A 13890-nucleotide genomic window follows, 5' to 3' on the forward strand; every position below is an offset into this window, starting at 1 on the left:
ACCTTACAAATGCTGGAATCCAGACTCCGACTTGCTCCCTTCCAGCATTTCGACTGTTTCGTGAATCATCTGTGTGACTGATTTTACCTGATCGACAAAACGAGTAATCGTTGATGGCGTCATGTGAAGAATTTGCGCCAATTGAGTCGGGGTTACCTTTTCCTTTTCGTTAACAGTCAACATGAGATACGCATGAGTAGGAGAAAATCCTATACGCGATATTTCGGTCAAATGTAAGCGAAAGAAAATCCCTCACAAGGAGGGATTACAGTCGAAACATTTGCTGTTCCGCGTATTGTACCAAACGCTTCGTCATCTCTCCGCCGACAGAGCCATTTTGGCGTGCTGACGTATCTGCTCCCAACTCGACTCCAAATTCAGCAGCGATCTCGTACTTTAATTGATCTAATAGTGCACGAGCTTGTCCATACACCAGGGAATTCGAACGTGCCATTGCTGTTCACCTCAGGTTTTGATTGTTTTCGTGAATGGTAGTATGTGCAGATTATGGTAGTGTATTCAAACATGCTCCGATTGTCGATTAATCGAGATCTATAGCCCAACTGACTAACTCTTCATCTTCAATATTAGATGGATTCTTGTAGATATTAGAGTAATTTTTTCTTCCATACGATGCTCCACACCTATCTCTTTCTTTGTATGACATACCAGAGCAATCATCATCCCTAAAAACAATCAGACTCTCGAAGTATTCGAGTGGCATTTACTTACGAGGAATAACAGTCGAATAAGCATTGATGATATCCGGTACATACTCTTCCGTCAATCGTATGCCTCCAAGAATCATTTCCTTTTCTTCCTCTGACACGCTGAAACACTGATCACCGCATTTTTCGCAAGCCATCACCCATCGCTCCCCAAGCTTCTGCAGGCGATTCATATCCCATTGCACGTCTTGCTCACATGTTGGACAGGCTATGATTTTCATCGTCTTTCCCTCCTGTATCCACAGCTTCCTTTCTTGTATTTTACTAGAATGGACAAAAAGACACTAACCTCGTGTTAGTGTCTTCTCACATGATCTTTGTGATGGGTAGATTCCTAAGGTGACGAGAATCCCCCCATATATGTAAAGCTTATCTCCCGAACCTGCACCTGTTGCCTGCCAACAGGGCTCTCCAGCACAACAGAATCGTGTGGAGCCGCTAGCAGCAGTTGCCTGCCTATAGGCGATAAGAATGAAATTCTGTTGTTATCCGGGTCAATGTCTGTGGGATAAACCACAGTAAATGACTCCTCAAATTGATCTTCTTCAAATAGCACTTTAACGCTGCTGCCTAATAACGTAATTGCTTTAAGCGATTGAAAGAGTGCGCTGTCTTCTTTTGCCAAAAGGCTTTCGAGTGTTTGCTTGTAACGCTCGACAATCTCATCGATGGCTTGCTTTTCTTTCCCATAATTGCGTACATATTGATCGTAAAAAAGTGAATACTGCTCGTCAAAAAAGACAAGCTGGTTGATCAGATGATTTCTGGTGCCGTTCAAAATACTAGGGTTCATAGTAGATTTCACCCCCTAGTTGCTTTTCATAAACATGTTTGATGAGCGTAATGTTCTTCATCATCGGAAAAACCCTCCTTAAAAAAATAGCCCCCGAAGGGACTCTTATCATTGTATCAATAATTTCAAAATGATTCCATCGACTGTTTAGAAATGCTTTACAAAGGATGGTCAAAACGCTCGCGAACTGGCATGAAGAGTGCTTCTTCCATTTCCGCTGCGGGTAGTGGGTGGCTAAAGTAATACCCTTGGATTTCCTTACAAGCATTCTCTGTGAGAAAATCTAACTGTCCCTGCGTCTCGATTCCTTCCGCAATGACATTCATGTTTAGATGCTTCGCCATGGAAATGATCGTTGCGACGATCGCCTGATCACTCGGATTCATCGTGATATCTGTAATAAACGAACGATCAATTTTTAGTTTGTGAATGGGTAGCAGCTTGAGGTAGCTGAGCGAGCTGTAACCTGTTCCGAAGTCGTCCAGACTAATTTTCACGCCATATTCGTGCAATTCCTTTAAAATTTCTGTGGAAAGCTCTGCGTCCATCATCATGCTTTCCGTTATTTCCAATTCCAAGTACTGCGGTTCGAGTCCAGTCTCCACAAGGATTTGTCGGATATAGCCTACGAGATTGGGTTGGTGGAACTGACGAGAGGACAGATTGACTGAAACGGGAATCAAGGGTCCACCCGCCTCATGCCATTTTTTCATTTGCTTGCAGGCTTCCTTTAATGTCCACGTGCCTATCTCAAAGATCAAGCCCGTTTCTTCCGCGATCGGGATAAACACGCCAGGTGACAGGGTTCCTTTTGTCGGATGATTCCATCGGACGAGCGCTTCCACGCCAATAAGCTGATTGATCCCCGTTTGAATCTGTGGCTGGTAGTACAAAACCAGCTCGTCATTCTTTACCGCTTTTCTCAAATCCCTCTCCAGTTCAATACGCATCAACACTTGGTCATCGAGCTCATTGGTAAAAAACTGAAATCCGTTCTTCCCGTTTTTCTTCACTTCGTACATGGCAGCATCAGCATTTTTGAGCAATTGCTCCTCACTGCATCCATGATCGGGATACACCGCGACACCAATACTCGCCGAGACATAATAATCTTTTCCCTGCAAGAGATAGGGGATCTCGATTTCCTTGACCACCCGATCAGCCAACGTCGAAAACTCGTGATCATCTTCGACATTTTGGCAGATCAGTGTGAACTCATCACCACCCATACGGGCAATCGTCACATCGAATCCTTCCGCGCTTTTTTTGATCCGATCACTCACTTCTTGCAAAAAGCGATCCCCGTACGTATGGCCCAAAGAATCATTGATCATTTTAAAACGATCGATGTCCAGTACCAGCACCGCAAATCGCGTACCCTGTTCGCTATTGCTGCCAATCGCCTCCTGCAAGGCTTGATGGAGCTTTCTTCTGTTCGGCAAGCCGGTTAGTTCATCGTGGAACGCCTGATATTCGATCATCGACTTGGCACGCTGCTCCAGCATACGTGTCTGGTCTTCGTAAGCCTCCAAAACCAATTGCTGGTCAAAGCTGAGCAGCTTTGTAATAGCATGAACCAATTTTTTTGAGTCAGGATAAACGTCTTTCCGATCATCTATTATTCGCATGAGTGTACCTAATAGGTTTTGAAAAGAACCCATGTACCATTTGGGAGGAAGCCCGATTTTTCGATGGACCATCGCAATCTTCATGCGTTTTTCAATGAAGGCAGGATCGATCCGGCCGTCAAACATCTCGATTAAATGATTTTTTAAGGTTTGACGTAATCGTTCAACGGTAGTGTGCTCCATCACAATTTGTTTCAAAGAGTCCACATGGAGAATCGATTCATAAAAAGAAGAAGTAATCTGCTCAATTTCAGTCTCAATGACAGGGCGAAACGCTGCGATTAACTGCAAATCCTCTTCCGTCAAGTTAATCATGTTCATTTGTGCGATAACTTCGGTGTTTCCTTCTATTAATATCCGTGCAGAATCGTTTGCCGGCGAATTCGACGGTTGGCAGCATGCAGCGCTGTTTTCTTTGGACGAATTTGATGACTTCTGCATTTACATAGATTCTCCTTTTCCATAGAACCAACGTGCGTATAGGCTCATGCTTATTCACAAATATACATTCGACATAATTCTACATTGTCCTCCCATGTTTATCCATGGCAATGATGAATCTCCCTCTCGGTGAAAAGGAAAAAGTCTGGACGATTTATGTACAGACTTGAATGTTCCCGCTACTTTTTCATGATTTTCAAATGCGTCAGCTAAACGCTCAATTATTTGCTCCGCTGTCGCTGGATCATCTCGCCAGATCACCTTCATTCTAAAAACGGCAAAAAATAAGCACAGTGGAAAATGAATGTTCCCACTGTGCCATCTCTTCCCGTCTTTTATTGTCTGACCATACCCGGTTGATGCTCACCTTTTCCGTATGGATTATTGCCAATTAATACGATCTTATCATCTTCAGTAACCAGCACATGATAATGCGAGCCTGGTCCTTCGATCGCATAGTTGTACGAGGAGGAAATTAGTCTAACGGGAGCCGCCACTTTTTGCTTTTGAAGTGGTTCCCAATCATGTTCGAATATTTGCCCATCCTGGGTAATTCGCAAACGTCCGCTCATCATGGCAATGCCTTCTTCCGATTTGGATTCCAGCTTCACTTTGATTGCTCCTGCATCTTTTCCTTCGCTCTCAGGGTAAACCTGAATTTCCTGAACCTTGCCTGCATCATTGATTGCCCAAACTGATGCGATATCCTTTGTATAACGGACAAAATACTCAGGTGCTAGCTCACGAATACCTTCCAAACCTGCTATTTGCGCAAATGAAGTGAACGGCTCATCATTCTTCCGTTCTGCGTATAATACCTGACCATTTTTCGTCACAGCAAAAAACGTATAAAGATTAGCATAAAGCTTGGTCACATCTGCTGCCATTTTTGAATCAATTTGGAGGGTTTCCACTTTTTGTGGGCGCAAGTTCGTGATGACATATACCCCTCCGCGTTCTGCGGAATCGAAGCTGAATTCTACCGTCAGGAATTGGTCATCTTCCGTACGCAATAAGAGATGCTCCTCCCCACCAACAAAATCCTTGATGCGAGAAGGCAACGCCAATGTCTCACAATTGCTAAATTTACTGGTCCACAACTGGATTTGTCCGTTCTCATTCAAGGTAACCGGAGAATCCAGGATAGTATCCATCGTTTTTACTTTGGTAGGTCCTTTCACTTCATATGGCACTCGATCTGCGCCAAAACTCCATACAGAACCATCCTTCCGAACGAAGTACGGTTGATCCAGCTCAGTTACTACCTGTTTTACATCACGTAATTCGCCAAATTCTGTCCATTTGTCAAAGGTAACAGGAATTCTCCCCAGCTGTCCTGTCATATTGCTGCCAAATGAATAGACGTTTCCTTTTTTATCGAGAGCAATCACATGGTCGGTACCAGCTTTTACGTCTGTAATATCTGAAAGACCTGCTATTTTGACAGGCTCCTCCAGATCATTATCCAGATTCGCACCGATCATTCCAAGGGTATTATGTCCCCAACCCCAAACCGTTCCGTCCGCTTTTACGATCAAATACAATCCTTCTCCGCCAACTGCCATCCGCATCGCACCATCTGCATGAGCAGCACGCACTACTTTTTCATTTTCTTTTGCATTGTAGCTGTACATTTCGCCCTTTTCTGTTTGGATCAAGGCGCGATCCGTATAATCGATGGCTATCTGTTTGACTTTCCCGGGGATATCCATGACCTGCAGATTTTCTGTGTTCAGCTCTCCGGATTTGCCATCGAGATAAAGCAGTTTCCCTTGGTCATCTACTAGAAACAAGGAAAAAGCTGAGCTATACATGTCACGGATATTCGAGAGCTTCGTCACCTTTTCGGCTGCTTTCGCTCCTTTTTCCCATTTCGATACAGTACCGTCTTCTTTCAGTAAAAAGAGTACGCCGTCATGAAGGTCGATCTGCTGAATGTTCTTGATTTTATCCAGACCGGCCAGTTTTTCTGGTGCTTTCTTCTCATCGATCTGCCATACTTCACCGGCGCTCGTGAGGACATAATCCGTCATGACTTGCTTAGCATCTTTGATCCCGGCTAGCTTGTACGGTTCATACTTCTTGTCAGATTGAAAGCCCCATTTCCACACTTCCCCATCCCTGGTGAAGGCATAAGAAATGCCTGGCCTCCACCCATAGCCTGCTTCATCAAAAATGACGCCTGTTGCAATCGAAGTAATCCCTTCCAGTACCGGCTTGTTTTCCAATGGTTTCCAGGATTTCGTCGTTATGCTCGAAAGATCCGCTTTCGCATTATCTTGACTGCAAGCCTGTAGCTTCTCCTCGGTATTGCCCTTCGCATCAACCGATGCTTCTACTTTATGGGAAGCTACCTTCGCAGGGGATGCAGCAAAGACCCCACCCGTCGTCAATAGGGAGAGTACCGCGGTATAGCTCAACAGTGCTACCCATTTCTCTTTTCGAACCATCATGAATCTCCTCGCCATCGTCTAATGTAAACAATTGTAAGACGCTGGCAACTCGAATTGCGTCACTGTTTTTCGATTACTTTAGTACGCTTCCCACTGTTTCAGTCCAGATTTCCCTCTGATCTAGCTCAATTCCCATCAGCATGTAATTACTGATATTATCGACGACGAGTGATAGAATATGAGCTTTTGCTACGACACGATCAGGCTTGACGACACCTAACTCTATCCCTCGCTCCAGTAAGGAGGTAAAGCCCTGCAAAAAATCTTCTTGCATCAGACGCAGCTTGTCTCGGTACTTCTCTTTTTGACTGACAGACAGCAGAAATTGATTGAAGACACGTAAAACCGCATAATCCTCTTCCTCGCTCGGCAATAGCTTCAACCCAGTTTCGATAAGGAGTTCCGCGAAATTGTCAGCTGTAAAATCTGTAACGGTGAAAAAATGGGAGAATGTATAGTTTCCAAACAGTTGATCAAACAAATAATCGAGAAGTGCTTCCTTTGATGCAAAGTGGTAGTAAATCGCAGGCTTCGTGATCCCTACTTCAGTAGCAATCATCGTTAGACTTGTCTTTTCAATCCCATGCTCCGCAAACAATTGAAAGGCTGCATCTACAATATGTTGATGTGTTTTATTATCTTTTGACATGAATGACGTCTCCTTTGGTAAATCAATCCGATACGTTTTAGCCTACTGATTGTTAAGTAAAATTGCAACAGGATACAAAAAGAGCTTTGCCATGGATTTAGCAAAGCTCCACTGTTCATTCAGTAATGTTGTTCACGGGTCATCAGTAAGGCTTGGACGGACGGGACTGTTGTTCTGCTTCCTTGACAGCCGCTCCAGGATTTGTTGCCCCCATCGGTCCGCCCATCCCTTTGCTATTTCCGCCATTGCCCTGTGCAACTCCAGCTTTCAAACGCTGACCGTACTCTTCGTCACATTGCGAGAAGTAGCCAAGCATTTTCTCTTGAATACGAGGATCACAGGAGAGAAGTGCATCCGTCAGATTGGCAATGAGGTCTTCTCTTTCCCAGTCTTCCATGAGGCGATAACGTTCTCCCGCTTGTTTGAAATCGTTGGTGCGATCAATTTTTTGACGAACGACCTTCCCTTCCACTTCTGGCTGATGATCAGGAGCTGCTTGCTTGGCTTCCTGCAATCCGCCAATCGTTGATGGCTCATAGTTAATATGCCGCTGCGTCCGATCCACTCGATACAGCATTTGGCCGCCTTCCTGATTGGTAGCGACATGCTTTTTGGGCGCGTTGATCGGAAGCTGCAAATAGTTGGCGCCGACCCGATAGCGTTGCGTATCGGAGTAAGAAAAGGTCCTTCCTTGCAGGAGCTTGTCATCAGAAAAATCCAGTCCATCCACTAAAACACCTGTCCCAAAAGCTGCTTGCTCGACCTCTGCAAAATAGTTATCCGGGTTTTTGTTCAAAACCATTTTGCCTACCGGAAGAAACGGGAACTGATCATCGGGCCATATTTTCGTTGGATCAAGCGGATCAAAATCGAGCTCAGGATGATCGTCATCACTCATGATCTGGACGCACAATTCCCACTCTGGATATTCTCCTCGCTCAATCGCTTCATACAAGTCTTGTGTGGCATGATTGAAGTTTTTCCCTTGGATCTCTTCCGCCTGTTTTTGTGTCAAATTCTTAATCCCTTGCGCTAACGGCTGCCAATGGTACTTGATCAGGACCGCATTGCCTTCATGGTTTACCCACTTGTACGTATTTACGCCAGAGCCTTGCATTTGCCGATAGTTCGCTGGTACTCCCCACGGGGAGAACAAAAACGTAATCATATGCATGGCCTCAGGCGTGTTCGAGATGAAGTCAAAGATCCGTTCCACGTCTTGGATGTTTGTGACAGGATCAGGCTTGAATGCATGTACAAGATCAGGAAACTTCATCGCATCCCGAATGAAAAAAACTTTGAGGTTATTGCCAACCAGATCCCAGTTCCCATCCTCTGTATAAAACTTCACCGCGAACCCACGTGGGTCGCGTAATGTTTCGGGCGAATGCGTGCCATGATTAACCGTAGAAAAACGCACAAACACAGGCGTTTTTTTCCCACGCTCCGAAAACAGCTTCGCCCTCGTGTATGTAGAAACTGGCTCATCACCTACGGTTCCATACGCTTCAAAAAAGCCATGTGCTCCTGCACCTCGACTATGCACGACACGTTCAGGTGTTTTCTCTCGATCAAAATGCGTGATTTTTTCAAGAAAGTCGTAATTCTCCAGAACGGTTGGCCCGCGATTTCCAACTGTCCGCAAGTTCTGGTTGTCTGTGATCGGATGGCCTTGACGATTCGTCAGGATATTTTCTTCTGCCTGGTTGATGGACTTTCTGCTGTCATCCATATGAATCCTCCCTGTCCAGTTTTTCTCATGTGTGGTTCATAACCATGGTTACCGAATGAGGGATTCTTTATGCGAAAAGACTAAATCGCTTCGTACGCAAAATCATCGTTAAGCACTGGAACTGAGCCACTCTGATTCCATTCCGCTGCCAGTGAGACATCTTCCAGGTAGCCCATACTGATCAGTTCTTGGCCGGAAGCACACTTCTGCAAGTAAGCGGGAAGAAGACCTTGAGTGGATCGAAAGGCTGCCACCGCCATTTCAGCCTCTGGTGACAAACGATACCCCTCTAGTTCGTGAAGCAGCGCACCTGCCGCAATCATATCCTCAATAGCGGGTCGCAATGCTCCATTTCCCCACCGTTCACCGCAAGCAATGACCGTTATCGTTCCTTTCTGCTGCTGTATGTATCTGGCTACGGATAGCGCATTACGCAAGCACGCAGCGACCACCCTCGCCCCTGTTTTCTTTGCCAACACGGTACAGGTCGATCCGTTTGGTGAGGGTAACACCACTCTACTTCCCACCGGAACCGTTTTCAGACAGGCTGGCGAAAGGGAGATTGGTTCGCCGCGTTTTCCAGCGAGCAGCGCTGCTTTTTGTTTGGCGAATGCAATGGCTGACTCATCCTGTACCTGATAAGGATAGACGATACCCCCACGTCCCGTTACGATATCTACACACGTACTGAACGAGAGTACATCGATAATAACGATCATATCCGATGCTGCTCCGACCTGTTCCACCCCTTCGTATCCCCAATCAAATCGAGCCGTATAGTCTAGTTGCTTGTATACAGGCATTTCTCCCAAACCCTCCACCGTCCTCTATCAAAAATAGTTACTCGTCCCCTTACGTTCGCCGTTACAAATCAAGACAAGAAACAATATCGTATTATTGTCCCACTAGATTACACAAGAATGGAGTGAACATGGATGTCTGAAATCGAATACGACGACGATCAAGGTAATACTGAAAGCAGAAATCACAGACGCCCAAGAAGAAATACGGTGAGAACGACTGGTATTTTGCAAAATAACCTCGCCCGAGCTGTCACTGCTCACCTCGACCTGGTAAACCTGAACACAGAAGAGGTTGAAGTACGTGTGCAAGTATTGAACTGGGGTAACGCCGTTACGCAAACGAATCCAGTTAGCACCTTGCTTGACATTACGCAATTTATCCCTGCGAATACTCGCACTGCTTTCAATGCGCTTGTCCCCGCTTCTTTCCACTATGAAGTTCGCCTTACCGTAGCAGAAAACAACAGAAATGTCCTTCTCACCACTTATGGCCGTACTTCTATCGGCGGCGGTCAAGTTGTTGGTCTTACCGTTCTTGACAGTCAATTCCAAACTGTCGATATCGAAACTTGTATTTAACTATTTTGCAGGAAGAAAATGAGGAATTATGGTGGGACGCCATAGTTCCTTTTTTAATGATTCGCATGCACGAATAGGCGCTGGGGACTATCCCAACGCCTTTTTACTTCTATGTTCTACGACAAAAAAACTGCCCTCGAAAGGACAGTTTCTTTTAAAAGGAGACTTACAGTTTTACTACGTTCTCAGCTTGTGGGCCACGGTTGCCTTGAACAATGTTGAATTGAACTTTTTGACCTTCGTCCAAAGTTTTGAAACCGTCACCTTGGATTGCGCTGAAGTGTACGAATACATCGTCTCCGCCTTCTACTTGAATGAAACCGAAACCTTTTTCTGCGTTAAACCATTTTACTGTTCCGTTCGTTTGCATCTAAAAAAACCTCCAAAAATTCAATTTGAATATGCTAGTCATATTTACCGAAGCAAATAAAGCTCACATATCATGAAGAAATACCAAATCATGTGCTGTGATACGCCTTCATGATATGTGAATTTTACTTACTTAGCAAATATATGAATGTCATAGGACGGAACTGCAAAATTAAAAACTAAACCTTTTGAAAACCTAAAACAATGAAAGCCCTTCCTCTCTTCCATCCTTGCGGCTCCGATGACCGCGCCAGTGTGAATCGGGGATTCAAAAATGTTATCCATCAGCATACAAACACCTCGATGAATGATTAGGTATCAATTTTTCAAGTAGCAACCTCATTCTACCATGGTTGTCCAATAAAAGCAACCGTTCAGCCTTATTCTGGACGAAGCGGTACTCTGTTACAATAGGATTGGGAGGGATTACATTGGAAAATCATATTTTGACAACCATTCAATTATCCGAAATGCTTGAAAAGAAAGTGCCTGTACTTTTATTGGACGTACGCGACTCCGAGAAATTTATTTCCGGCAGCCTCGTTCACGAAAACGCGTCGGCGCGAAACGTCCCTTATCTTCTTATGAAGGAACAGGACAAGCCACTTGATGAAGAAACCGAAAAACTCGCGCAAAATGTGCAGATCGTTACCTTATGTACAACAGGTAATAAAGCTCAAAAAGCTGCGGCTCTGCTTCGTGAGCATGGTTTTCATGCGAATGCATTGGAAGGCGGCTTAACTGCATGGAAGGAACAATCAAACAAAGCGAAATGAGCCTAATTTATCAACGATTCTAGCTAGTTGCCATATATTACTCCTTTATTTCGATTGGGATTGTCTGATATCGTTGTTCATGCCAAACGAAATAAGCCGAGACTTCCTCTTGAAAAGGAAGTGCGGGGGACTTTTTTGTGGATGAGTTATTCCACATTGGGGTGAATCGCCGAACTGGCGTAGGGTTGTTTCCTCAATCCGAATCCGACAACTAACCTCGTAGGCCAAAAAAAGGAGAGATTTGTTTAATGAAACGTTTTGGTTCTGTTACAATCGCGATGACTCTTGGTCTGGGCTTGGCTTTGACAGGGTTTGCTTCTTCTGCTTCCGCAGCATCTAACTGCCCATTGAAGAACGGACAATTCCAATTCAATGCGGGTCAAAATATGGGACAATTCCAAAAAGCACCAAATGCACAACAGTTCTTTAACTTTTTCCAAAAACAAGGCTTTGTTCCTGGCCAGCCACAAGCAGTACAGCCAATGCAACCTGTTAAGCAAGGACAAGCAACACCTGTACAACCTTGCCCGATTCAACCAGGAACTTTCCAACCAGCACCCGTACAACAAGCTCCAGCACAACCAGCACCAGTTCAAACGGCACCAGCACAACCTAGCAATAATGTCACTCAGCCTGCCGCTCCGGTAAATCAAGCGGATGAAGCTAAAACTGGTGATTTTGCGAAACAAGTCGCGGATTTGGTGAACCAAGAACGTGCAAAAGCAGGTCTCAAACCTGTTCAAATGGATGCGGCACTGTCCAAAGTAGCGTTGGCAAAAGCACAAGATATGTCTGCTAACAACTATTTTGACCACAACAGTCCAACGTACGGTTCTCCATTTGACATGATGAAGCAGTATGGCATTCAGTACTCGACTGCAGGCGAGAATATCGCCATGGGTCAACAGAGTCCACAAGAAGTTATGCAACAATGGATGAACAGTGAAGGCCACCGCCAAAACATTATGAACCCTGATTTCACAAAAATTGGTGTAGGCTTCACAAATGGCTACTGGGTACAAGAATTTATCGGGTAGAACACTGCCTGATAAACGAAAAGCCGGTGTCTCGTAATCGAGACCCGGCTTTTTCGTGTACGCGTTACTTTCGCTTCGCTTCTGCCGCCTGTTTTTTGGGGGTACAGCAGCTTTCCTGCTCATTGAGCAAAGCAACATCCTTTTGATTCATTTCTTGCTTCGTTGGGTAAGCAGATACTTGCTGCAGCTCGGCATTGACATCAGACGATTGTTTCATCCGTATGGCCCCCTCACCGTTATTGGTGGTACATCCCTAGTATGCACGCGGTTCTAAACGACTCATTCCTAAGGAACACTGGAAGCACATGCAAATGAACCTATCTGCTTATAATATGTTCAAGGTCTTTTAAGGCAGCCGCCGCTGCCGCCACAGGATCTGATTTTCCTCCAACGACCAATAAATCCCCCATGACATCTGTTTCTACCCGTATGGCTTTTGTCGTACCAGATACAGATGCAAATGGATGGGTAAGATCCACCGCACATAAATCTACTGCGACAGATACCGTGCCATTCGCTTCCTTTTGGATCGTTCCGATCAGCTTGGGAATCTTCGAGTGCTTTTTCCATGCCTCGATTTGTAACGAGGTTATTTCGCGAATACTTGCGCGTGTTATATCGGTTAGTTTTACTTGCGCATCAAAAGCAGCGTTTGCCAAGATCGTGAGCTTCGAAGCTGTATCCCATCCATCGATATCATAGGAAGGGTCCGGTTCGGCAATCCCCATCTTCTGAGCGAGCTCGACTGCTTCTGCACAGGTGAGCCCCTCTTCCATCATTTTTGTGAGCACGAAGTTTGTCGTTCCCGTAAAAATACCTTCGACGCGTTTTACTTCACAGCCTGCCAAGTTATACTGCAACAGATCGATCGTCGGCAGAGCTGCTGCTGTTGCTCCACTCCCTTTCAATGCGACGCCATGTTTTTTGGCAAGAGCGGCTAAGCCAGCATAATCGACTACAAGTGCGCCTTTTGAAATGGCGATCGCATGCATGGCATTCTCCAAAGCATAACGAATAAAAGTAAGACCGGGTCCGCCCTCTTTTTCAGATGGACCTGCCTCGATGAGCACGTCTGCTTGAGCTGACTTGATAAATTCCAGCGCGTTCCAAGATGGGTTCCTTGTTTGTTTTGTATGAGCATAGTCTGCCCATTTTCCCGAATCGATTCCGTTCTCATCGTAGAGGCCGGAAGCTGAACGAACGACTCCCACGAGTCTGACATCCGCTTGATATAGCTCGCGGTACCTCTCCCTTCGCTGCTCCAGCAGTCGAGCCACCTGCTGTCCTACTGTTCCGAAGCCTGTTAACATAATGTTCCAACGTTTCATGAGTCAATCTCCTTGCTGTTTATGCGTCGCTTATTTCCACCATTTTTTCTACTTTTATCTTGTATCCGGAGCAAATCCTTGCGATTCAGTTTCTTTCCTGTTTTCGCTGAGTAGATCTCTTCCGTATGATCAATAAACAATATTCCTTCCAAATGGTCCATCTCGTGCTGAATACACCGAGCCAGGAAATCTTCCGCTTCGATTGTCTTTGTTTGTCCTTGGCGGTTCAGCGTCTGAACTTTGACATAATTCGCCCGACGAACGATTCCAAAAACACCTGGTATCGAAAGACAAGCTTCTAGCCCTACCTGCTCACCGGATTTTTCCACCAACACCGGATTGATTAGTTCAATCAAGCCGCTACCGCAATCCATCACGACTAAACGCTCCGGGATGCCAATCTGGATCGCAGACAAGCCTGCTCGACCTTTCGCAGCGTAAATCGTTTGGGCCATATCATCCAATATCTTTTCGACCTGCGGAGTAATGGATAGTATTCTTTTTGAAGTTTCACGCAAGACAGGGTCCCCCAGGCGAACGATCCTGCGTTCAGCCATTTGCTTCTCCCTCCCGC

Annotated in this window: 16 protein-coding genes and 1 riboswitch; of the genes, 3 read left to right on the forward strand and 13 right to left on the reverse strand. The window is 45.4% G+C overall.

Features of this window, described 5'->3' with window-relative positions; all coding sequences use genetic code 11:
- Window positions 1-3: 3 nt before the first annotated feature.
- The 9 genes from HP567_RS18410 to HP567_RS18450 all read right to left on the reverse strand — a co-directional run bounded on the left by HP567_RS18410 (window position 4) and on the right by HP567_RS18450 (window position 9227).
- The gene (locus tag HP567_RS18410; protein ID WP_173607707.1) at window positions 4-183 is read right to left on the reverse strand and encodes a hypothetical protein; all 180 of its coding nucleotides are present in this window, start codon (window positions 181-183) and stop codon (window positions 4-6) included.
- 82 nt (window positions 184-265) lie between these two features.
- Complete coding sequence (locus HP567_RS18415; protein ID WP_173607708.1) at window positions 266-454, reverse strand: alpha/beta-type small acid-soluble spore protein; 189 nt, start codon at window positions 452-454, stop codon at window positions 266-268.
- Window positions 455-724: 270 nt separating this feature from the next.
- Window positions 725-949 (reverse strand): hypothetical protein, encoded by a 225-nt coding sequence (locus HP567_RS18420; protein WP_173607709.1) that lies wholly within the window; start codon window positions 947-949, stop codon window positions 725-727.
- A 113-nt stretch (window positions 950-1062) separates the two neighbouring features.
- Window positions 1063-1521, reverse strand: a complete 459-nt coding sequence (locus HP567_RS18425) for a GreA/GreB family elongation factor (protein WP_047068594.1) — start codon at window positions 1519-1521, stop codon at window positions 1063-1065.
- A gap of 158 nt (window positions 1522-1679) precedes the next feature.
- Complete coding sequence (locus tag HP567_RS18430; protein WP_173607710.1) at window positions 1680-3590, reverse strand: putative bifunctional diguanylate cyclase/phosphodiesterase; 1911 nt, start codon at window positions 3588-3590, stop codon at window positions 1680-1682.
- A 335-nt stretch (window positions 3591-3925) separates the two neighbouring features.
- Window positions 3926-6040 carry a regulator gene (locus HP567_RS18435; RefSeq protein WP_173608356.1) on the reverse strand — a complete coding sequence of 705 codons (2115 nt, stop codon included), beginning with the start codon at window positions 6038-6040 and terminating at the stop codon, window positions 3926-3928.
- Window positions 6041-6116: 76 nt separating this feature from the next.
- On the reverse strand, window positions 6117-6692 hold the full coding sequence (locus HP567_RS18440) for a TetR/AcrR family transcriptional regulator (RefSeq protein WP_173607711.1): 576 nt from the start codon (window positions 6690-6692) through the stop codon (window positions 6117-6119).
- A 142-nt stretch (window positions 6693-6834) separates the two neighbouring features.
- Entirely contained in the window at window positions 6835-8424 is a 1590-nt protein-coding gene (locus tag HP567_RS18445; protein WP_173607712.1) for a catalase, read from the reverse strand.
- Window positions 8425-8504: 80 nt separating this feature from the next.
- The gene (locus HP567_RS18450; RefSeq protein WP_173607713.1) at window positions 8505-9227 is read right to left on the reverse strand and encodes a 2-phosphosulfolactate phosphatase; all 723 of its coding nucleotides are present in this window, start codon (window positions 9225-9227) and stop codon (window positions 8505-8507) included.
- A gap of 207 nt (window positions 9228-9434) precedes the next feature.
- Between HP567_RS18450 and HP567_RS18455 the strand changes: the two genes are divergently transcribed.
- On the forward strand, window positions 9435-9806 hold the full coding sequence (locus HP567_RS18455) for a hypothetical protein (protein ID WP_229088072.1): 372 nt from the start codon (window positions 9435-9437) through the stop codon (window positions 9804-9806).
- A 166-nt stretch (window positions 9807-9972) separates the two neighbouring features.
- Here the strand turns inward: HP567_RS18455 and HP567_RS18460 are convergent, their stop codons facing one another.
- The gene (locus tag HP567_RS18460; protein WP_007729289.1) at window positions 9973-10176 is read right to left on the reverse strand and encodes a cold-shock protein; all 204 of its coding nucleotides are present in this window, start codon (window positions 10174-10176) and stop codon (window positions 9973-9975) included.
- A gap of 430 nt (window positions 10177-10606) precedes the next feature.
- Between HP567_RS18460 and HP567_RS18465 the strand changes: the two genes are divergently transcribed.
- Both HP567_RS18465 and HP567_RS18470 read left to right on the forward strand, forming a co-directional pair.
- Complete coding sequence (locus HP567_RS18465; RefSeq protein ID WP_229088073.1) at window positions 10607-10951, forward strand: rhodanese-like domain-containing protein; 345 nt, start codon at window positions 10607-10609, stop codon at window positions 10949-10951.
- Window positions 10952-11035: 84 nt separating this feature from the next.
- Window positions 11036-11192, forward strand: a riboswitch (cyclic di-AMP (ydaO/yuaA leader).
- Between the two features lie 7 nt (window positions 11193-11199).
- Complete coding sequence (locus HP567_RS18470; RefSeq protein ID WP_173607716.1) at window positions 11200-11988, forward strand: CAP domain-containing protein; 789 nt, start codon at window positions 11200-11202, stop codon at window positions 11986-11988.
- Window positions 11989-12052: 64 nt separating this feature from the next.
- On the opposite strand, the gene HP567_RS18475 is transcribed toward HP567_RS18470, so the two are convergent.
- From HP567_RS18475 to def, 3 genes are all read right to left on the reverse strand, one after another.
- A complete protein-coding gene (locus HP567_RS18475; RefSeq protein ID WP_173607717.1) occupies window positions 12053-12205 on the reverse strand; it encodes a hypothetical protein in 153 nt (50 codons plus the stop codon).
- Between the two features lie 100 nt (window positions 12206-12305).
- Entirely contained in the window at window positions 12306-13316 is a 1011-nt protein-coding gene (locus HP567_RS18480) for a homoserine dehydrogenase (RefSeq protein WP_173607718.1), read from the reverse strand.
- Window positions 13313-13873: a peptide deformylase gene (def, locus tag HP567_RS18485; RefSeq protein ID WP_173607719.1), complete on the reverse strand. Its 561-nt coding sequence runs from the start codon at window positions 13871-13873 to the stop codon at window positions 13313-13315. Before def ends, HP567_RS18480 begins: the two co-directional genes overlap by 4 nt.
- Window positions 13874-13890 lie beyond the last annotated feature (17 nt).

It is taken from the genome of Brevibacillus sp. M2.1A, assembly GCF_013284355.2.
Classification (GTDB): Bacteria; Bacillota; Bacilli; order Brevibacillales; family Brevibacillaceae; genus Brevibacillus.

Bases quoted from the DNA above. Each gene is read 5' to 3' on its own strand.
- HP567_RS18420 (WP_173607709.1), bottom strand. From the start codon at position 949: ATGAAAATCATAGCCTGTCCAACATGTGAGCAAGACGTGCAATGGGAT.
- HP567_RS18480 (WP_173607718.1), bottom strand. From the start codon at position 13,316: ATGAAACGTTGGAACATTATGTTAACAGGCTTCGGAACAGTAGGACAG.
- HP567_RS18435 (WP_173608356.1), bottom strand. From the start codon at position 6,040: ATGGTTCGAAAAGAGAAATGGGTAGCACTGTTGAGCTATACCGCGGTA.
- HP567_RS18440 (WP_173607711.1), bottom strand. From the start codon at position 6,692: ATGTCAAAAGATAATAAAACACATCAACATATTGTAGATGCAGCCTTT.
- HP567_RS18425 (WP_047068594.1), bottom strand. From the start codon at position 1,521: ATGAACCCTAGTATTTTGAACGGCACCAGAAATCATCTGATCAACCAG.
- def (WP_173607719.1), bottom strand. From the start codon at position 13,873: ATGGCTGAACGCAGGATCGTTCGCCTGGGGGACCCTGTCTTGCGTGAA.
- HP567_RS18410 (WP_173607707.1), bottom strand. From the start codon at position 183: ATGTTGACTGTTAACGAAAAGGAAAAGGTAACCCCGACTCAATTGGCG.
- HP567_RS18450 (WP_173607713.1), bottom strand. From the start codon at position 9,227: ATGCCTGTATACAAGCAACTAGACTATACGGCTCGATTTGATTGGGGA.
- HP567_RS18445 (WP_173607712.1), bottom strand. From the start codon at position 8,424: ATGGATGACAGCAGAAAGTCCATCAACCAGGCAGAAGAAAATATCCTG.
- HP567_RS18415 (WP_173607708.1), bottom strand. From the start codon at position 454: ATGGCACGTTCGAATTCCCTGGTGTATGGACAAGCTCGTGCACTATTA.
- HP567_RS18475 (WP_173607717.1), bottom strand. From the start codon at position 12,205: ATGAAACAATCGTCTGATGTCAATGCCGAGCTGCAGCAAGTATCTGCT.
- HP567_RS18460 (WP_007729289.1), bottom strand. From the start codon at position 10,176: ATGCAAACGAACGGAACAGTAAAATGGTTTAACGCAGAAAAAGGTTTC.
- HP567_RS18430 (WP_173607710.1), bottom strand. From the start codon at position 3,590: ATGCAGAAGTCATCAAATTCGTCCAAAGAAAACAGCGCTGCATGCTGC.
- HP567_RS18470 (WP_173607716.1), top strand. From the start codon at position 11,200: ATGAAACGTTTTGGTTCTGTTACAATCGCGATGACTCTTGGTCTGGGC.